The sequence below is a fragment of the Flavobacterium sp. GNP001 genome (assembly GCF_054343775.1).
Genome location: NZ_JBTGUX010000001.1, coordinates 1,267,472 through 1,288,654, shown reverse-complemented (window position 1 = coordinate 1,288,654; position 21,183 = coordinate 1,267,472). Strand labels below are relative to the sequence as shown.

General features: G+C 35.8%; 16 protein-coding genes. 7 read left to right on the top strand and 9 right to left on the bottom strand.

What is annotated here, in order from left to right; genetic code table 11:
- Positions 1-2 precede the first annotated feature (2 nt).
- From ACXX8U_RS05440 to ACXX8U_RS05410, 7 genes are all read right to left on the bottom strand, one after another.
- Positions 3-1,214: a sensor histidine kinase gene (locus ACXX8U_RS05440; RefSeq protein ID WP_458564957.1), complete on the bottom strand. Its 1,212-nt coding sequence runs from the start codon at positions 1,212-1,214 to the stop codon at positions 3-5.
- A 264-nt stretch (positions 1,215-1,478) separates the two neighbouring features.
- Positions 1,479-2,963, bottom strand: a complete 1,485-nt coding sequence (locus ACXX8U_RS05435; protein ID WP_458564956.1) for an aminopeptidase P N-terminal domain-containing protein — start codon at positions 2,961-2,963, stop codon at positions 1,479-1,481.
- Between the two features lie 420 nt (positions 2,964-3,383).
- Positions 3,384-3,932 (bottom strand): DUF1697 domain-containing protein, encoded by a 549-nt coding sequence (locus ACXX8U_RS05430; protein ID WP_458564955.1) that lies wholly within the window; start codon positions 3,930-3,932, stop codon positions 3,384-3,386.
- Positions 3,933-4,029: 97 nt separating this feature from the next.
- Complete coding sequence (locus ACXX8U_RS05425; protein WP_458564954.1) at positions 4,030-4,509, bottom strand: GyrI-like domain-containing protein; 480 nt, start codon at positions 4,507-4,509, stop codon at positions 4,030-4,032.
- A 161-nt stretch (positions 4,510-4,670) separates the two neighbouring features.
- Complete coding sequence (locus ACXX8U_RS05420) at positions 4,671-5,306, bottom strand: nitroreductase family protein (protein WP_458564953.1); 636 nt, start codon at positions 5,304-5,306, stop codon at positions 4,671-4,673.
- A gap of 22 nt (positions 5,307-5,328) precedes the next feature.
- Positions 5,329-5,751, bottom strand: a complete 423-nt coding sequence (locus tag ACXX8U_RS05415) for an organic hydroperoxide resistance protein (protein WP_458564952.1) — start codon at positions 5,749-5,751, stop codon at positions 5,329-5,331.
- Between the two features lie 13 nt (positions 5,752-5,764).
- Positions 5,765-6,190, bottom strand: a complete 426-nt coding sequence (locus ACXX8U_RS05410; protein ID WP_458564951.1) for a MarR family winged helix-turn-helix transcriptional regulator — start codon at positions 6,188-6,190, stop codon at positions 5,765-5,767.
- A gap of 421 nt (positions 6,191-6,611) precedes the next feature.
- Here ACXX8U_RS05410 and recG point away from each other — a divergent pair, with 421 nt between their 5' ends.
- The 6 genes from recG (at position 6,612) to ACXX8U_RS05380 (ending at position 16,466) form a co-directional block, all read left to right on the top strand.
- Positions 6,612-8,723 (top strand): ATP-dependent DNA helicase RecG, encoded by a 2,112-nt coding sequence (gene recG, locus ACXX8U_RS05405; RefSeq protein WP_458564950.1) that lies wholly within the window; start codon positions 6,612-6,614, stop codon positions 8,721-8,723.
- A 263-nt stretch (positions 8,724-8,986) separates the two neighbouring features.
- A complete protein-coding gene (locus tag ACXX8U_RS05400; RefSeq protein WP_458564949.1) occupies positions 8,987-10,045 on the top strand; it encodes an efflux RND transporter periplasmic adaptor subunit in 1,059 nt (352 codons plus the stop codon).
- A 66-nt stretch (positions 10,046-10,111) separates the two neighbouring features.
- Entirely contained in the window at positions 10,112-13,207 is a 3,096-nt protein-coding gene (locus tag ACXX8U_RS05395; protein WP_458564948.1) for an efflux RND transporter permease subunit, read from the top strand.
- Positions 13,208-13,264: 57 nt separating this feature from the next.
- Positions 13,265-14,578, top strand: a complete 1,314-nt coding sequence (locus ACXX8U_RS05390) for a TolC family protein (RefSeq protein ID WP_458564947.1) — start codon at positions 13,265-13,267, stop codon at positions 14,576-14,578.
- A gap of 27 nt (positions 14,579-14,605) precedes the next feature.
- The gene (locus ACXX8U_RS05385) at positions 14,606-15,469 is read left to right on the top strand and encodes a bestrophin family protein (protein ID WP_458564946.1); all 864 of its coding nucleotides are present in this window, start codon (positions 14,606-14,608) and stop codon (positions 15,467-15,469) included.
- Positions 15,470-15,542: 73 nt separating this feature from the next.
- Positions 15,543-16,466: an AraC family transcriptional regulator gene (locus ACXX8U_RS05380; RefSeq protein ID WP_458564945.1), complete on the top strand. Its 924-nt coding sequence runs from the start codon at positions 15,543-15,545 to the stop codon at positions 16,464-16,466.
- A gap of 1 nt (position 16,467) precedes the next feature.
- On the opposite strand, the gene ACXX8U_RS05375 is transcribed toward ACXX8U_RS05380, so the two are convergent.
- Positions 16,468-16,842, bottom strand: a complete 375-nt coding sequence (locus ACXX8U_RS05375; protein WP_166138905.1) for a DUF779 domain-containing protein — start codon at positions 16,840-16,842, stop codon at positions 16,468-16,470.
- Between the two features lie 76 nt (positions 16,843-16,918).
- The gene (locus ACXX8U_RS05370; RefSeq protein WP_458564944.1) at positions 16,919-18,424 is read right to left on the bottom strand and encodes an aldehyde dehydrogenase family protein; all 1,506 of its coding nucleotides are present in this window, start codon (positions 18,422-18,424) and stop codon (positions 16,919-16,921) included.
- A gap of 284 nt (positions 18,425-18,708) precedes the next feature.
- On the opposite strand from ACXX8U_RS05370, the gene pheT reads away from it, so the two are divergent.
- Entirely contained in the window at positions 18,709-21,129 is a 2,421-nt protein-coding gene (pheT, locus tag ACXX8U_RS05365) for a phenylalanine--tRNA ligase subunit beta (RefSeq protein WP_458564943.1), read from the top strand.
- Positions 21,130-21,183: the final 54 nt, after the last annotated feature.

The window sequence follows — 21,183 nt, the reverse complement described above, 5'->3', positions numbered from 1 at the left end:
AATTATTTTAAGCGAGGTAAACTAAAGGTAAAACTTGAACCTTTTCCAATTTCTGAAGAAACTTGAATAGTGCCTTTATAAGCATCAACCAGACGTTTTACAGTTGCTAAACCAATACCACTGCCTTTTTCGCCAAAACGATCTTGCTCTGCAACAACTTCAAATTCATCAAATATGATTTTTTGATGTTCCGGTAAAATGCCTAAACCGTTATCCTGAACCGAAATGGTATAGCTATCTGCTTCAGCATGTATCGAAATTGTTATTTGAATATTTTCCTTGTTATTGTACTTAATTGCATTTGAAATCAAATTGAGTAAAATTTGCTCAAGGATTGTTTTATTGATGTACAACGCTACCACATTCGAGTTTAAAACAATGTTACAATTCTCTTCAAAGGATAACAAATTTTTTAACTCCGTCTCTAAGGTAGTCACTAAAACCTCATCATTACTTGTATCTGCAACACTTTCCGCTTTGCTTATTACAAGTAAATTATCAATCATTTCCTTTAATTTGAGTGCTGAACTTTTAATTAGGCCAATGACTTCAATAGCTTCGCCATCTATCTTATTTTCATAACTTTCGATAAGTAGTGTCGATAGTCCTGAAATATTTGATAGTGGGGATTTTAAGTCATGGGCTGCACTGTATGCGAAACGTTCTAAATCCTGATTTTTTTTCTCAAGCAAGGCAATATTTTTTTCTAACTTTAATTTATTGGCACGCAGCTCCAATAATTTCATCGTTTGTCTCGAAAGTGCTTGTAATGAATTAATCTGGCCTTCACTTAGATTTTTGGGTTCATGATCAAGCACACATATCGTACCTATAGGCAAGCCAGTATTATCATCTAAAAGCGAAACACCTGCATAAAAAAGAATTGGTGCTTCTCCTTTTACCAAAGGATTATCCTGAAAACGCGTATCTACACGCGTATCTGGCACAATAAAAACATTATTTGCACTATTAATTGCATGCCCGCAAAATGAAAAATCTCTAGCGTTATCATTGAATTCAGTTCCTACTCTAGATTTAAACCAATGCCTATTGGAATCAATAAAGCCAATAATAGCAATTGGTGTATCACATATTTGCGAAGCAATAGCAGCTAGGTTATCATAATCCTCTTCTGGTAAAGTATCCAAAATGGAATAGGATTCTAAGACTTGTAGTCTTTTAAATTCTGCATGGTGTTTTTGAGGTGTAATCATTCTATTATATATTTTTCTTCATCTCCCTTCCCCACCCTCTGAATGTTTAAAAAGTAATGTCACCAAAACTTTATATAACAGATAATCAAAGAAATAAGTATGCAAAAATACAATTTTATTATGTTTGCATATAAAAAATAAAAACTTTTATAACAATTTTAATACAAAGTCGAAATATTTATCCGACAAAATACAAAATTTACCGTCAAAAAGTTTATTTTTAGAGAGCAGACGCTATTAGACATTCATTTTAATCAACAAATATTAATCTAATTTAGGAAGCAAAAATGAGTCCAAAATACTTTTTTCAAGCATCAATTTTTCAATTTCACTGCTACTTCTTGGGGCTTCTGCAGAGAGATTGATCGGACCTTTAGTAGTTGTTAAGATATCATCTTCGATGCGAACGGCTATTCCCCACCATTTTTTGTCGCAATCACTACCAATTGGAATGTAAATGCCTGGCTCAACTGTTACGATCATATTAGGTTTGAAGGCTTGATAAGTTCCCGGATCATGTACATCTAGACCAATATGATGACTTGTACCATGCGGAAAATAACGTCGGGCATCCATTGCTGATTTAGCAATTCCTAATCGAACTAAACCTTCTGTAATCACATTTCTTGCAGCGGCATCTGGAGCATTAAAGGAATTTCCTAATTGCACCGCAGCAATGCCTGCTTCTTGAGCTTGAAAAACCAAATCATATATCAATTGTTGTTCTGTAGAAAATTTTCCATTTGCAGGAATTGTTCTTGTCACATCAGCAGTGTACCCGTGATATTCTGCTCCTAAATCCATTAAAACCAAATCATTTTCAACTTTTAACTTTGTATTTTCAATGTAATGCAAAACACAACCGTTGTTTCCCGCACCTACAATTGAGGGATATCCTTCGTATTCACTTCCGCATTTCTTATACACATATTCATGAACACCTTGTACCTCCATTTCAGACATGCCAGGATGCATCGCTTTCATTATTTCGCGTTGTCCCATCGCAGAAATTCGCACGGCTTTTGTAATTAATTTAATTTCCTCATCCGTTTTTATCTCTCGCATTGCTGCCATAAAATTCAACATCGATCTTGTATCAAGCTTATTCTTTTTTACTGGTGTTGAAGTTGTCGGATTAACGGTTTTTAATGCTGCTGGATCATTTTGTGTGTTACTTCCTTTATCAAAATCAATTTGAGATTTAAATGATGTAATTAGCTGAAACAAGTTAGCCGCTTCACTTTCTTCATCGCGGACATCGTTTTGAAACTCTTTATACAAAACGGTATCAAACTTTCCAAAATTGATTTGGGCTTTTAAAAAATCACTACCATTTTTGACTACCGTAAAACCAAGTTCCTTTTTGGCTCCCTCTACTCCTAAACGAATGCCAGTCCATTGCTCGCGTCGTGCATTTTTTTCTTGAACGTATAAAATTTCGTTGGCTGAAGTTCCGTCGGACAGGATTTGTTTCTCCGAAAAAAGAAGCAAAACCGCATTGGGTTCATTGTAACCTGTTAGGTAATAAAAATCAGGATCTTGGTGAAAAATATAATCAACATCATTCGCTCTATTGCGTAAAGGATTACTATAGAAAACGGCCACCGAATTTTTTGGCATTTTTAAACGAAATGCGTCACGTTTTTCTTTATGAAATTGTGGACTTAAATAGTCTGTTGGCTTATTATTTTGCGCAAAAAGATTCGCTGCGCTGAAAATTACTGCTATGATAGAAAGTTTAAAAGTCATCTATATGGTTTGATATTTATTTTGGTAATAGTTCCTTAATAAAAGTTTAAACATAAGATAAAATTCTGTAAATCATCTATGAAAATTTGCAATTGTTTCATGTTGCATAAAAAAAGAGCACCAAAAGATTTTCACCTTTTAAATGCTCTTTGTAAAGTACTTCATTTTCTTAAAATTAACCAAACTAATCTTTATGAAAAATGTTAATGTAAGCACTCCTTTTTTTAAAATTTTTACAACTTAAAGTATAACTAACCTATGTTTTATTTTGCAAAGGACATTTGTAAGATGTAGTTTAAAAAAAAGGTTGCGTGGAAAAAGTTTTTTTTTTGAAAAAAATAAAAGAATCTCGAGTTATGAATGTTTGTCTATTGAATATAAAGACACAATATAACTCTCAATGCCCTTTTAAACAGAAATTTACCCTCGTTCTACAAACAACTGTAACAATTGAGTAACCGTATTCCAATTGCGGATTGTAGCTGTTACATTTAATTTTTTTTCGATGTATTTTTGATCGAATCTTGTTTTACCAGCACCAACAGCGTATTTGATAAAAATTTTATTGCCGTCAATTCGGGCTTCATCTGGTTTAAACTGACTTATTTTCAAATCATTGATACTTGTATCTTTTAAAGTGGTAGAAATGAAAGCCACGTATAACTTTTTAGTATCAACCTCTTTTTCTTTCAAAAACGGATTGTTGCTTAGACATGCATCTAAATCAGATTTTGCAATGACAACAACAGGTACTTCGTGACCAAAATTTTTAAACAATTCTTGCTTTATTTTGAATCCGACAGCCGCAGCATTGGTTTCATCTGTATCGACAAAAACATTGCCTGACTGAATATAGGTTTGCACATTTTGAAAGCCTGCTGCATCGAGCACTGTTTTTAAAGCCTCCATTTTAATCATATTGTGGCCCGATACGTTAATACCGCGCAACAATGCCAAATGAGTTATCATGTTTTATTTTTTTGGCAAATGTAAGTCTATTTTAAAAGTAGGAGCTATGAATTTGATTTCGAGTATAAAAATTGTTCTTTGAAATAATCGAAAAGCTTTATTTCAACTCAATGGGTATATAAACTTCTTCTTCAGAATCAGGATTGCCACGTTGGTACTTTTCTCCTAAAAGTTCAAATTGCGGACGATAAGCTAATTGGTAAGCTGAGTTGGGTAACCATTCTGTAAAAATTGACTCGAAAAAAGCAGGCGTATCAGTTCCGTCTCCTTTGTAAATAAATACAGCGTACAAGCCTGACGGAATTGTAATTGTTTCCATTTCGTCAGGTAGCGCTGAATAATCATTGACTTCTGCTACCGCCCATTTCTGGAATGAAGTATTAGGGTTAAAATTACTCCAAAAATTGGCATCAGTCACTTGAACCGATAAAAAGTGTTGCCCAACCCGATTTTCTATTTCATTTCTGCGTGGCATAAAACGCTGCCAAACTTCATGCGCTTTGTAATCGGTAAAGGACATATCTTGACGCATACCAATGCATTTTTTTTCTGTAATAGTTATAATAGTTGGTGTCATATAGATGTTATGTAAAATTGAAAACAAAAATTATTGATGCAAGTTTACAAAATTGTTCCTGCACTGCGAGACCTAAAAATAAAAAAAGTTCAAAGCAAAAAACATCCTTTGCTTTGAACTTAGCTTACAATCAGTTTTGGTAAAAACTGACTTGTTACAATTTATTTAAACTCCACTACAAATTCTTCTGTTGGTATTCGTACTTTTTTCATAGGTGCAATCCAATCGTTTGGTGTATCAGCATGACCTACATACATTAAGGAAACACTTTTGAGTCCTAATTCGTTTAGTTTTAAAATCTCGTCAACAACCTCGTTTTTGAAACCTTCTACAGGCGTAGTATCTACTTTTAACTCTGCCGCTTGTGCCAAAGCTAAGCCAAGAGCGATATAGGTTTGTCTGGCAATGTGAGCAAAATTTTCCTCGGCAGGCTGAGACAAATAAATTTTCTTAAGCATATCAGCATAGCTATTAAAACGGCCTTGTGGCAAACCACGTTCAGCAGTTGTAAAATCATATACCTTATCAATACGCTCAGCCGTATATCTGTCCCAACCCGCAAAAATCAATACATGAGAGCAATCACGCATACACTCTGGATTTAGAGCGCCTTGCACCAATTTTTCTTTTAACTCTTGATTTTCGACTACCAAAACCTGAAATGGTTGCAAACCAGATGAGGTTGGCGCCAAACGCGCCGCCTCGATTATTTTATCAATATTTACTTTACTTACTTTTTTGGTCGGATCGTATGCTTTTACAGCGTGTCTCCAATTCAAATCTTCTATTAATGCCATTGTATTGATTTTAATTATGAATTTAGTCGTTTGATACTGAAAGCGCTACTTCAATATTCCCTCTAGTTGCGTTAGAGTACGGACATACTTGATGTGCTTTTTCCATTAAATCTTGTGCTACTTCGATCGTAACTCCAGGAATATTGGCATGCAAAGCAGCCTCAAGGGTAAAACCACCGCTAGCGTTTGGTCCTATACCAATGTTAGCGGTTACCGTAGTTTCTCCAGTTGTAATTTTTTCTTTTTTGATAACTAAGTTCAACGCGCTATCAAAACATGCGGCGTATCCTGCTGCGAATAACATTTCTGGGTTGGCATGATCATCATTTGCTCCGCCTAATGCTTTTGGATGTTGAACTGTCATTTCTAAAATTCCATTCTCACTTTTAACTTGACCGTTTCTGCCGCCTTGTGCAGTTGCTTTTGTACTGTATAATGCTTTCATATTGCTAATTGTATTATTTATTTTTATTTGAAATTTTTGTGATAATTCGTTTTAATTCTTCCAGATCTTCCATCTCTAAATTCATGGCCTGCATTAATTGCTGCGGTATAGTAGCCGCTTGAGTTTGTAAATCTTTTCCCTTTGGGGTTAAAGTGATATTTACAATGCGTTCATCAGTTGAGCTGCGCGTTCGGCTCACCAATGATTTAGTCTCCAATCGTTTTAATAATGGCGTGAGCGTTCCGCTATCTAAATGCAACTTGCCTCCTAACTGATTGACGGTTTGCGAATCGTACTCCCACAACACCATCATGACCAAGTACTGCGGATAGGTCAACTCAATAGCATCTAACAAAGGACGGTATTGATTGATGATTTCCTTTGCAAAGGCATAAACAGGAAAACAAACTTGCTGACTTAAATTGAGTTGCTCATTCATAATTGAAAATAATTTATGGTACAAAGATATGATGTAATTAAATTGTGCGCAATTTAATTTTATAAAATTAATATAGTTTTAACAGTGCACTAATTTAGCAACCGAAGTACCGTATTGCTAATTACAACAATTTCGCAGCCTTGATAGCAATGAAAAGCCTTTGCAGACAGAAGACCATTTTTTTCTGGTTTTGACAGAGCGACCAAAGGAAGCTCCTGACAAAGGCAAGAAAAAAGGTTTTGTGACAAAAAGCTTGAAATGAATAGCAAGATTAGCTGACACAACAAAAGAGAAAGATTCGTTTTAAAGTAAAGAGCATTTTCTATTTTAGGAACAAAAAACTATCTTCGTGCGGTAGAAATAGGTGACAGTTGCGAATAAAAACCGATATGTAGCGAGACCTAAAAGCCGATAGCAAAAGATGTCATTGAATCAAATTTTACTTACTCCTATTGAATATTTAAAAGGCGTGGGACCCAGTCGCGGTGCTCTGTTGCGCAAGGAATTGGGGATTCATACTTACGCTGATTTGGTGAATTTTTACCCGAACCGATATATTGACCGAACCCGTTACTACAAAATTAACGAGCTGCAAAATAATGTTGCTGAGGTACAACTCATTGGCAAAATTATTCATGTAAAAACGGTGGAGTTTGGCAAAGGTAGAAAACGCCTTGTTGCCACTTTTGTGGACCAAACCGGGCAGATGGAATTGGTTTGGTTTCAGGGGCACAAGTGGGTGCGTGAATCGCTAAAATTGAATGAAATGTGTGTTATTTTTGGGAAATGCACCTCGTTTAACGGGGCGTACAACATGGCACATCCTGAAATTGAATTGTTGAGTGAGCATGAAAAAAGCTTGCGCTCAGCCATGCAACCGGTTTATCCTTCGACAGAGACTTTAACAAACAGAGGAATTTCGAACCGCACAATCAATAAAATGATGCTGCAGTTGTTTACGGAAACGCACAGTTTATACACCGAAACGCTACCAACCTATTTGCTACAAGAATTGTTGCTTATTTCAAAAAAAGATGCGTTGCTGCACATACATTTCCCAAAAAATCCTGATGCTTTAGCAAAGGCGCAATTCCGACTCAAATTTGAAGAATTGTTTTTTATTCAGTTACAATTGATCACCAAAAATTTGATTCAGAAACACAAAATAAAAGGCCATCCTTTTCGAATTGTGGGTGATAATTTTAATAGTTTTTACAAAGAACATTTGCCATTTGATTTGACGAATGCTCAAAAAAGGGTGATTAAAGAAATTAGAACCGACATGGGAAGCAATGCACAAATGAACCGTTTGCTGCAAGGTGATGTAGGTTCAGGGAAAACAATTGTTGCTTTTTTGACCATGTTATTGGCTCTAGATAATGGTTTTCAGGCTTGTTTGATGGCACCTACAGAAATTTTGGCGAATCAGCATTATGTTGGTTTAGCCGAATTGGCCGAAAAACTACATCTCAATATAAAAATACTCACAGGATCAAGTAAAACAGCGGCTCGAAGACAAATTCACGAAGAACTTGAAAACGGAAGTTTGCAAATCCTGATTGGTACGCATGCTTTGCTTGAAGATAAGGTTAAGTTTAAAAATTTAGGTCTCGCCGTAATTGATGAGCAACATCGCTTTGGGGTAGAGCAACGCTCGAAATTGTGGAAAAAAAATAGTATTCCGCCACACGTACTCGTTATGACGGCTACTCCTATTCCGCGTACCTTGGCCATGAGTTTATATGGGGATTTAGACATTTCAGTTATTGACGAACTACCGCCAGGACGAAAACCCATACAAACCGTGCACCGTTTTGACAGCAACCGCTTGAAGGTTTGGAAATTTATTAGAGACGAAATTGCCTTAGGTCGACAAATATATATTGTCTATCCACTGATTCAAGAATCGGAATCGATGGATTACAAAGATTTGATGGATGGCTACGAAAGTATTTCTCGTGATTTTCCGTTGCCACAATACGCCATTTCAATAGTTCATGGTAAAATGAAAGCTGCCGATAAAGAAGCTGAAATGAAACGCTTTGTTGATGGCAAAACCAATATCATGGTGGCTACTACCGTTATTGAAGTTGGTGTAAATGTACCCAATGCTTCGGTTATGATTATTGAAAGTGCGGAACGTTTTGGATTGTCACAGCTGCACCAATTGCGTGGTCGTGTAGGTCGTGGTGCCGATCAAAGCTATTGCATTTTGATGAGTAGCCACAAACTAAGTGCTGATAGCAAAACTCGCTTAGAGACCATGGTGCGCACAAACGACGGATTTGAAATTGCTGAGGTTGATTTAAAATTACGTGGCCCTGGTAATTTAATGGGAACACAACAAAGTGGTGTTTTGAATTTACAAATTGCTGATATTGTTAAAGATCGGGACATCCTTAGCTTGGCGCGGCATCATGCTATGAAAATTTTAAAAGCTGATGCTCCTTTAGAAAAACCAGAGCACGCTACTTTGCGTGCAGTCTACTTGGAATTAACTAAAAAGAAAAACATCTGGAACTACATTAGTTAGTTGTTTTTTACGTTTGATAAAGTCAGTTACTAAATCCATTTAGTTTTTTATTTTTTTCGAAAATTAAATTAAACCATTTTAACAACTTAGTGTCTAAAAAAAACAAAAAGGCAATTTTTGCTGTCTTACTCATACTTTTCTGTACAACATTTGTAGCAACAAACGTTAAATAAAAATTAAGAAAAGTATCGGTACAGTAATAAAAGCTAAATTTGCTTTTAACTAAATTTATACAATCATAATCTTACTTTATACTTGACTCTATGAAAATTAAATACTTATCCTATACCCTTTTAGCTGCCGGAATCATCGGTTTTATTGGTTACAGAATCATGGAAAACAAAAGTGAAAATGGTGATGGAAAAGATCCAAAAGGAAAAGGAAAAAAAATGAATGTGAGTGGAATTGTAATCAAAGCCCAAACATTTGATAACAATTTGTCACTTTCAGGTTCTATCGAAGCTAACGAGCAAGTTGAAATAAGAAGCGAAGTTTCAGGTATAGTTGAAGGTATCTATTTTCAAGAAGGAAGTAACGTTAGCAAAGGACAGGTTTTGTTCAAAGTAAATGATATTGAACTTCGAGCACAACTTACGCAAATGCAAACTCGTGAAGGACTAGCTTCTGAAAACGAACGCAGAGCGAAATTATTATTACAAAAGGAGGCCATAAGCCAAGAAGAATATGATTTGGCAAGAGCAGATTTAAAATCGGCACAAGCGCAAAGTTCATTAATTCGTGCACAAATTGCTAAAACATCTGTTAGAGCACCATTTTCAGGAAAAATTGGTCTTCGCAGTATTTCACCGGGAACTTACATCACACCCACAGTTTTAGTAGCAAAATTGGTCAACACAAGCCGATTGAAAATTACTTTTTCGATACCAGAAAAATACGCTACGCAAGTTAAAAACAATACCGTGCTTCATTTCAAGGTATCTGGCTCAGATGAAAAATATACCGCAACAGTTTACGCCATTGAACCTGAAGTAGCCGTGGCCACTCGTACGCTGCAAGTTCGCGCTTTAGCCGACAACAAAAACGGAAAATTACTTCCTGGAACATTTGCAGATGTTGATTTACCACTTGATATTATTAAAGATGCCATCATTATTCCTACCGAGGCAGTGATTCCGGTTCAAAATGGTAAAAAAGTATTTATATCTAAAAATGGTCTTGCTCAAGAAGTGAATATCGAAACAACTACAAGAACAGCGACTTCACTACTTGTTCTCTCAGGACTAAATGTAGGCGATACGCTAATCACATCGGGCGTAATGTCCTTAAAAAATGAGGCCGAAGTTGCCGTAAAAGTTAAATAGATTCAAAAGGTAGATTTCTGCACAATACAAAAATCTAAAAACAGCAATCAAAAATTAAAAATCTAAATGAGTTTATCAACAACTAGTATTAGAAGACCTGTATTTACCATTGTAATTAATTTAGCCATTGTTTTATTTGGTTTAATTGGTTATACCTTTTTGGGCGTGAGGGAATTCCCTTCTATTGACCCCGCTCAAGTATCGATTCGAACGAATTACGCTGGTGCAAATGCTGATATCATCGAATCGCAAATTACAGAACCACTCGAAAAAGCAATTAACTCAATTGATGGAATCCGAAACGTTACTTCGTCAAGTGCACAAGGAAGCAGCAACATCACCATTGAGTTTAACTTGGATAAAAACCTTGAAGATGCTGCTAACGATGTGCGTGATAAAGTATCGCAAGCCGTTAGAAACTTACCACAGGACATTGATTCGCCACCAGTAGTTTCAAAAGCGGATGCCAATGGTGATGCCATTATTTCGATGACGGTACAAAGTGACACTCGAAACGCTTTAGAATTGAGCGATTATGCTGAAAATGTAATTTCGCAACGTTTAGAAACGATCCCAGGAGTATCTGGAGTTCAAATTTGGGGGCAAAAACGCTATGCGATGCGTTTGTGGATTGATCCCGTAAAATTAGCTTCCTACGGCTGCACAGTGGCCGAAGTGAGAACCGCTTTAAATAAACAAAATGTAGAATTACCATCTGGAAAATTAACCGGAAACAATACGGAATTAACGGTAAAAACTATTGGAAACCTCTCAACTGCAGAAGAATTCAACAATATTATCATTCGTTCAGAGGGTGAAAAAGTAGTACGCCTAAGCGATGTTGGAAATGCAGTTTTAGGTCCTGAAAATACCGAAACTAAAATGACACAATCAGGGACGCCGCTTGTTGGAGTTGCTATTGTACCGCTTCCTGGAGCTAATTACTTGGATATTTCCGCTGCTTTTTACAAAGAATTTGAGCAACTAAAAAAAGACCTTCCAAAAGACATCAAACTGAATATTGCCATTGACAATACTGTTTTTGTAAAAAAATCAGTAATCGAAGTAGCTGAAACTCTTGGTATCTCAATTGTCTTGGTTGTTTTGATCATTTTCTTATTCTTTAGAGATTGGGCTATCGCTTTTCGACCTTTAATTGATATTCCGGTATCGCTAATTGCTACCTTTTTTATCATGTGGTTGTTCGGATTTTCAATCAATGTGTTAACACTCTTAGCCATTGTATTAGCAACCGGTTTGGTAGTTGATGATGGTATTGTAGTAACAGAGAACATCTTCAAAAAAGTTGAAGAAGGAATGACACCAATTGAGGCGGCCATAAAAGGATCGAACGAAATCTTTTTTGCAGTAATTTCAATTTCGGTCACCTTAGCGGCAGTGTTCTTGCCTGTAATTTTCTTAGAAGGGTTCGTCGGCCGACTGTTTAGGGAATTTGGAGTGGTGATTGGGGCCGCCGTTTTAATTTCTGCTTTTGTCTCCCTGACTTTAACACCAATGTTAAATGCTTATTTAATGAAAGGTGGCGAGCAGAAAAAATCTAATTTTTACATCAAAACAGAACCTTATTTTGAAAAATTAAATAGCAGTTATGCAAGTTCGTTAGCTTCTTTCATCAAAAATAAATGGTTGAGCTTCCCTATTTTAATTGGTTGTTTTGGCTTAATTTACTTGTTTTTCAGTTTGATTCAAAAAGAAACTGCGCCTTACGATGATCGTTCTGGTTTTGTAATGCGAATGTCTACGCCAGAAGGTTCTTCATATGAATACACCGATCGCTTCATGCAAGAAGTTTCGAAACTAGTAGATGATTCTATTCCGGGTAAAAAAGTAGCGCTCGTAATTACGTCACCGGGTTTTGGATCATCATCTGTAAACAGTGGATTCATCAGAGTTTCATTGGTACAACCTGACGAACGTAAAGATTCTCAAAAAGAAATTGCCGAAAAACTAACCAAGTGGACTAAGCAATATCCAGACGCTAAAACATCTGTTATCGAACAGCCAACCATTGCTGTTAACCGTCGTGGTGGGTTGCCAATTCAATACATCATTCAAGCACCAAACTTTGAAAAACTGCAAGAGAAGATTCCTGTTTTTATGGATGAGGTGGCTAAAAACCCAACATTTTCAGTAAGCGATGTCAACTTGAAATTCAACAAACCGGAAGTCAATGTAACTATTGATAGAGAAAAAGCCGAAAGTTTGGGTATCTCAGTAATTGATATTGCTCAATCACTGCAACTTTCTTTGAGCGGTCAACGTTTTGGATATTTTATGCGAAACGGTAAACAGTACCAAGTTATTGGGCAGTTCGATCAAGATGACCGTTCAAAACCATTGGATTTAACCTCGATGTTTGTAAAAAACAGCGCAGGTGAATTAATTCAAATGGACAACGTAGTTACTATTGAGGAAAAAAGTAATCCGCCACAGTTGTACCACAACAACCGATATATGGCTGCAACAGTTTCTGCTGGTTTGGCACCAGGAAAAAGTATCAGTGACGGAATTGACGCTATGAACGAAATAAAAGCCAAAGTACTTGATGATAGTTTTACAACAGATTTAGGTGGAGAATCTCGCGATTTTGTTGAAAGTAGTTCGAATACTGCTTTTGCCTTTGGTTTGGCTTTACTTTTAATTTTCTTAATATTAGCAGCTCAATTCGAAAGTTTTATCGACCCATTTATTATCATTTTAACCGTACCTATGGCGGTAGCTGGTGCATTGTTCTCATTGTGGTTATTTGATCAAACCTGGAACATATTTAGTCAAATTGGAACCGTAATGTTGATTGGTTTGGTTACCAAAAATGGAATCTTGATCGTCGAATTTGCCAACCAACTCCGTGAACAAGGAAAACCGAAATTAGAAGCAATTCTCGAAGCTTCTGAAGCACGTTTGCGACCAATTTTAATGACCAGTTTAGCAATCTCATTAGGTGCATTACCAATTGCTTTGTCTTTAGGAGCGGCATCTACAAGTCGTATTGGTATGGGAGTTGTTATCGTGGGAGGAACTATTTTTTCTCTAGTATTAACATTGTTTGTTATTCCAGCCATGTATTTAATGTGGTCTAAAGCACGTAAACATTATCCTGAATTTGACCGCATTGAAGAGTACGAGAAAGAATTCAAATAAAACCAAATATTGTATTCAAGCCGAATAGCCATTTTTTTGGCACGAAATATTAAAAGAATGACAAATTTTAAAAAACATATAGGAACCGGACTCTTGCTACTTTTATGCTATACAACCGGTTTTGCGCAAGAAGTACTTTCTCTAGAAAACGCTGTAAAAACGGCATTAGAGAATAATTACGATATAAAAATTGGACGTAATAATCTGGATGTTCAAAAGATAAATAATGCTATTGGTAACGCTGGAATGCTACCTACATTAACTGCTAATGTTTTGGATAACAATAGTGTACAAAACAGTTCGCAAATCCGACAAGATGGTACCCAAACAGAGTTAGACAATGCCAAAAATAACAATTTAACCTACGGTGTTGGATTAGACTGGACTATTTTTGATGGTATGCGTATGTTTGCTCGCAGGGATCAATTAAAGGAATTACAAAAGTTAGGTGAAGCGCAATTGAAACTCACTATTTTGACTAGAATTAGTGATGTTAATGCAGCCTACTACGATTTGGTGCAGCAGCAGCAACAATTAGCAGCTCTTGATACGACTATTGTAATTTCTAACCAACGATTAGCATTGGCTCAAAACCGATTTACAATTGGTAAAGCCTCAAAACTTGAAGTTTTAAATGCACAAGTGGACTTAAATACAGATCAAGTAGCGCTTTTGCGTCAAAAAGAATTGTACAATAACAGTAAAATTTTACTAAACCAACTACTCGCACGTGATGTGACCACTGATTTTAAAGTAGTAGATGAACTAGCTGTGGATTCCTTTTTAACTTTACCAGAGTTAAAAGCTTTAGCTGAAAAACAAAACCCCCAATTAGAAGCTCAAATCATTAATAAAAGAGTGGCTGAATTAGAGTTAAAACAAGTAAAAGCTGCCCGTTACCCTACTCTGAGAGTAAATACGGCATACAATTTTTCGGAGAGCGAAAGTAGTTTGGGGTTTGTTAGAGAATCGCAATCCAGAGGTTTTAATTACGGTTTTACCGCTTCGATCAATATTTTTGATGGTTTTGCACAAAACAGAAACGAGAAGATAGCAAAATTGCAAGTAGCTAATTCTAAATTAACTATTGAACAGCAAAATCTGACTCTTAATTCACAGTTGGCTTCTTCTTACCAAACGTATTTGACTAACTTAGAATTGATTCGTTTAGAAGAAAAAAATGAAGCAATAGCTAAACAAAACTTGTCAATTACTTTTGATAAATTCCGAATTGGAACCATTACCGCTTTAGAATTTAGAACAGCGCAGTTAAATTACGTGAATGCGAAAGTTCGTTACAGCAATGCTCAATTTCAAGGTAAACTATCTGAAATTGCTTTGCGAGAATTGGCTGGTAATTTAGTTTTTTAATTACTTTTACCGAAGTAAAAAAACAAAATGGTTTCGTACAACACCAAAGATTGGTTTACATTTATATTCCGCTTTCACAAAGCAGATACTTTTAGAAAATTATTCCCAGTGATGATTGCCATTGGGTTTTATTCGGGAATAGTTGGTTATGTTGAAGTAGAATATTGGAAGCTAGCTGAAGACAGTTATGTCAGAAACATAACCATCATGCATGGTATGTTAGGCTTTGTAATCTCCCTCTTGCTTGTTTTTCGTACCAATACTGCATACGATCGTTGGTGGGAAGGCCGAAAATTATGGGGCGCTTTGGTAAACAACAGTCGCAATCTTGCTTTGAAACTGGCTGCTATTCTCAAAGACGAAGAAGATGTAGCTTTTTTTAGAAATCTAATCCCAAATTACGCTTTTGTTTTAAACTTGCATTTGAAAGACGAAGCAACGAGCCAACAATTAAATGAAAATTTAGTAATTGATTTGGATCAAGAAAAACATAGGCCCAATCAAGTGGCTAAGCTGATGTTTGAGAGAATTAATTCATTATACATCAATAAAAAAATTACGGGCGACCAACTTATCATTTTGAACGAAGAATTAAAGTCGTTTACTGATATTTGCGGTGCTTGTGAAAGGATTAAAAACACTCCGATCCCCTACTCCTACAGTGCATTTATTAAAAAGTTTATCTTTTTTTATGTAATGACATTACCTTTTGGATACTCTTTTAATTTGGGGTATTACGTTGTTCCTGTGGTAGTATTTATTTTTTATGTTTTGGCAAGTTTGGAATTAATTGCTGAAGAAATCGAAGAACCTTTTGGTACCGATGAAAACGATTTGCCAACGCAAAAAATTAGTCAAAACATCCAGAGACACGTAAACGAATTGCTGTAAAAATGTTAAAGTAAATTACCGAATAAAGCTTTTTTAGTATATTTATATTTCCCTCATCGAAAAGTAATATACTATGAATAATAACCGCTATTTCATTCAGCCTCCACTGTTATCCAACGAAAAATCACTTAAAACTTTAGTAGAAAACAGAACTGTTTACGGTTTGAACCATTGCGAGTTAAATTTGTTCGAAACTTACGAATCCTCAATGGCTGTGCCTCTACAATTCAATGATTTGGTGGTTACCAGTATGCTTAGAGGTAAAAAAGTAATGCATCTTTTTGATGATCCAAGTTTTGTTTATTTACCGGGTGAAACTGTTGTGATTCCGTCAAATGTAGCTATGAAAATCGACTTCCCAGAAGCTTCTAGTCACAACCCCACTCAATGCTTAGCGCTTGCCATTGACCAAGTAAAAATCACTGATACACTCCAATTTTTAAACGAACGTTATCCAAAGGAAGGAAACAATCAGTTTTGGCAGCTGAATTATCAGAATTACTTTTTCTACAATAATATTGAGTTAGCTACAACTATTAATAAACTAATTCAGGAATGTATGAGTACTTCCATTACCAAGGATGTTCTCGCTGATTTGACTCTTCAAGAACTATTAATCCGCATTATACAATCGCAAGCTTCCCAATCTTTAGAAGAAGGAACTCCAACAGATCCTAATAATCCTATGACCCAAATTGTAGCATTTATCAGGGAAAATATAAAAGAAAATTTCAACATGAAGCAGCTTAGCGACAAAGTATCTATGAGCACAAGCTCTTTTTATCGCTATTTCAAACGCGAACTAGGCATGAGTCCTGTAGAATTTATTCACGTAGAGAAAATGCGTTGTGCTAAACAATTGCTTAAAAATCCAGCGATTCAAATTAATGAAGTTTGTTATTTGTCTGGTTTTGAAGACTGTAATTATTTCATTCGATTGTTCAAAAAGCACGAAGGCATAACGCCAAAACAATACCAACAACTGCTTGTAAATTAGTCTATTCTATAAATCGTAGCGGTTCTAAATCAAGAAGTTCTTCTTCTGAAAACAAACGATATTCAATTCGAAATGTCTTTTTGAGTGGAGTTTCCAATGAAAAGCCTCCAACGCCAAAGCCATCCAAAACATCTAGTGTAAAATGAGCATGTTTCCAGTATTCAAATAAATCCTTATCTACCCAGAACTCTGTGTTTTCTATTGTACCAATACATACATCGCCATAGCGTTGGTAAAAACCTCCTTTTTCAAAACATTGTGGCTGCGTTCCTTCACAGCAACCTCCTGCTTGATAAAACATCAAATCGCCATGTTTTTCTTGTAAAATGTGAATTAAATCAATCGCTTTTTGAGTAGCATGAATTCGTTTTTTCATTTTATAGTCTTTAAAATAAAACCTGGCAAATTGAAGTATTTGCCAGGTTTTCAATTGAACAATCTATTGTAACAAATTAAAAGAATCCTAACTTATTTTTATCGTAAGAAATAAGCATATTTTTAGTCTGACGGTAATGACCCAACATCATTTTATGGTTTTCACGACCAATTCCTGATTGTTTGTAGCCTCCAAACGGAGCTCCCGCAGGATATGAATGGTACTGATTAATCCAAACACGACCCGCTTTAATAGCTCTAGGCACTTGGTAAATTTCATGAGCGTCGCGCGTCCATAAACCAGCACCTAAACCATAAATGGTATCATTTGCAATCTCGATAGCTTCCTCGGTTGTTTTGAAAGTAGTCACGGCCAAAACAGGTCCGAAAATCTCCTCTTGAAAGATTCTCATTTTGTTATGCCCTTTAAAAAGAGTTGGTTTAATGTAATATCCGCCTTCTAATTCCCCGTCGTGAGTGTTTTCGAAACCGCCAGTAAGCAGCTCTGCTCCTTCTTCTTTTCCTAGTTTAATGTAAGATAGAATTTTTTCCTTCTGAATCATCGAAGTTTGCGCACCCATCATGGTATTTTTATCCAAAGGATGTCCGGTTGCAATTGCTTCGGTACGTTCAATTACTTTGGCAATAAATTTATCATAAATATCTTCGTGTACTAATAAACGTGATGGACAGGTACAAATTTCACCTTGGTTTAAGGCGAACATCACGGCACCTTCGACTGCTTTATCAAAAAATTCATCATCGGCATCAGCCACCGATTTCATAAAAATATTTGGTGATTTCCCACCAAGTTCTAACGTAACAGGAATAATATTCTCTGTAGCATATTGCATAACCAATCGTCCTGTAGGAGTTGATCCCGTAAAGGCTGCTTTTGAAACTTTTTTGTTGGTTACCAATGCTCTTCCTAATTCAGAACCAAATCCGTTAACGATGTTTACAACTCCCGGAGGCAATACATCTCCTATCAATTCCATTAAGATCAAAATTGATATCGGAGTACTCTCAGCTGGTTTAAGCACTACAGTATTCCCTGCTGCTAAAGCTGGAGCTAATTTCCAAACTGCCATTAAAATAGGGAAATTCCATGGGATAATTTGAGCTACAACTCCAAGAGGTTCGCTTAATGCAATCGAAACTGTTTGCGAATCTAATTCGGTTATTGAGCTTTCTTCAGCACGAATTACACTTGCAAAATATCTAAAATGATCTATTGCCAGAGGCAAATCGGCCGCAAGAGTTTCGCGAACTGCTTTTCCGTTGTCTATGGTTTCTACAATTGCTAAATATTCTAAATTGTCTTCGATTATCTGGGCAATTTTATTCAATAGAACACTTCTCTCGGTTACTGATGTTTTTCCCCAAGTTTTGAAAGCATCATAAGCCGCATCGACAGCCAAATCAAGATCAGCTTTGTTAGAATGCGCAGCTTGCGTAAATACTTTTCCATCAATTGGTGAAACAACATCAAAATAAGTTCCACCTACAGGCGCAACAAATTTACCGCCAATATAATTATCATATTTTGCCTTAAATTCAGGTCTTTTGAACACATTATCCATAGTCGTACGTATTATGTTTTTTCAAATTTAGCAACCCAATTCTAAAAAATATAGCACGATAGTATCAATTAATAGCATAAAATTTCCAAATACATTTTTTTAAGAACTATTTATTACATATTTCACATTTAATTAGGCTTTCATATCGAAAAAGGACAACCGTAACCTTCTATTACAACCGTTTAAAAAAGCAAAAAAATTGTTTCTTTCTACACGCTTCAATCCTTATATTTGCACACGGTTTCGAAAAATGAAGCTCTTTGCACTTTTATTAAAATTATCACATGAAAATATCATACAACTGGTTAAAGCAATTTATTAAAACAGACTGGAATTCAGAGGAAACATCTGCTTTATTGACCGATTTAGGTCTTGAAGTAGAAGGCGTTGAAAAATACCAATCTGTAAAAGGAGCCTTAGAGGGGATTGTGGTAGGTCATGTGTTAACCTGCGTACAACATCCTGACGCTGATCGACTAAAAGTAACTACTGTTGATTTAGGAACAGGAACTCCCGTACAAATTGTTTGTGGTGCAGCCAACGTAGCCGCCGGACAAAAAGTACCTGTTGCCACAATTGGAACCGTTTTATACGATGCCAATGGAGAAGCATTTACCATCAAAAAAGGAAAAATTAGAGGTCAAGAAAGCCACGGTATGATTTGTGCCGAAGATGAATTGGGTTTAGGCGATAGTCATGACGGAATTATGGTTCTTGATGATGCTTTAATTCCTGGCACAGCAGCTGCAACGGTGTTTAAAATAGAAAACGATGAAGTTTTTGAAATTGGATTAACACCCAATCGTGCTGACGCCATGAGCCATTGGGGAACAGCACGTGATTTAAGAGCTGGAATGCTACAAAAAGGAATTAGTGTAGAACTTATCACGCCATCTGTAAGTAATTTTAGAGTAGACAAGCGCACTTTAAAAATAGATGTTGATGTTAAAGAGAGCAAATTAGCTCCAAGATACTGTGGTGTAACCATTTCAGGAATCGAAATAAAGCCATCGCCAGCTTGGTTGCAAAACCGATTAAAAGCTATTGGTTTAACACCAAAAAACAATGTAGTTGACGTTACCAATTATGTTTTGCATGATCTTGGTCAACCGCTACATGCTTTTGATGCAGCTAAAATCAACGGTAAACTGATTGTACAAACACTTCCTGCTGGAACAAAATTTGTTACACTGGATGATGTTGAGCGCACACTACATGAAGAAGATTTGATGATTTGTGATGAAAAAGGGCCGCTTTGCATTGCAGGGGTTTTTGGTGGAAAAAAATCGGGAGTTTCAGAAAGTACGAACTCTATTTTCTTAGAAAGCGCTTATTTTAATCCTGTTAGTGTACGAAAAACAGCTAAAAGACATCAATTGAATACTGATGCGTCTTTCCGATTTGAAAGAGGTATTGATCCAACAATTACAGAATATGCCTTAAAACGCGCGGCATTGTTAATTCAAGAAGTAGCCGGGGGAGAAATCACATCTGACGTGGTGAATTTTTATCCAAAAAAGATCGAGGATTTCACGGTTTTCTTGAATTTTAGTAAAGTTGCAAAGATAATTGGTCAAGAAATTCCAAAAGATACAATTAAGAAAATTTTAGTTTCACTTGATATTAAAGTTAATAGTGTTTCTGATGCTGGGCTTGGTTTAACTATTCCGTCTTACCGAGTAGATGTACAGAGAGAAATTGATGTTATTGAGGAAATTTTAAGAGTATACGGTTACAACAATATTGCTTTTTCAAATAAGTTGAACGCAACCGTTTTTAACGCTCCTAGAAACGAAGATTACAAAATACAAAATACAATTGCTACACAATTGAATTCTCAAGGATTTCATGAAATGATGGCCAACTCGTTAACAACAGCGTCCTATGTTGATTTATCAGAGCAATTGAATCCTAGCAATAATGTTACGATTTTAAATCCGTTGAGTACTGATTTATCGACCATGCGCCAATCGTTATTGTTTTCTGGTTTAGAGGCTGTATCGTATAATATTAATCGTAAAAATGCCGATTTAAAGTTATTTGAATTCGGAAAAACGTACCATAAATATTTGGCAGGTTACGAAGAAAAAAAGCATTTGTCTTTGTTTTTAACCGGTAATCGCAACGCTGAAAGCTGGACGGCTACACAAAAACAATCTGACTTTTTCTTATTTAAAGGTTATGTAGAAGGAATTTTATCACGTTTGGGATTATCTAAATTCCAAAACATCCCGACTAATCTAGATGTATTGTCAGAAGGAATTTCATTATCGATAGGAAACGATGTTTTAGTATCGTTAGGAGTTGTGAAAAAGAGCATTTTGAAACAGTTCGGAATCAAACAAGAAGTATTTTATGCCGATTTTGATTGGGATTTAATTTTGAAAAAACTTTCAACCAAAATTAAGTTTGTTGAAATTCCAAAATACCCTGAAGTACGACGTGACTTAGCTTTGTTGATTGATGAGAACGTAACTTACAGCAGTATCTACAACTTAGCGAGACAAACTGAAAAAGGCTTACTTAAAAATGTAGATTTATTTGATGTATATCAAGGCCAAAATCTTGCAGAAGGAAAAAAATCATACGCTATTAGTTTTACCATTCAGGATAGCGCTAAAACCTTGACAGATGTACAAATTGACAAAATCATGAGCAAGTTGCAAAAAACATTTGAAACGGAATTAGGTGCAGTTTTAAGATAAAAAGAACCAACAAAAATTAAAAAAACCGATATTCACAAAAAGTATCGGTTTTTT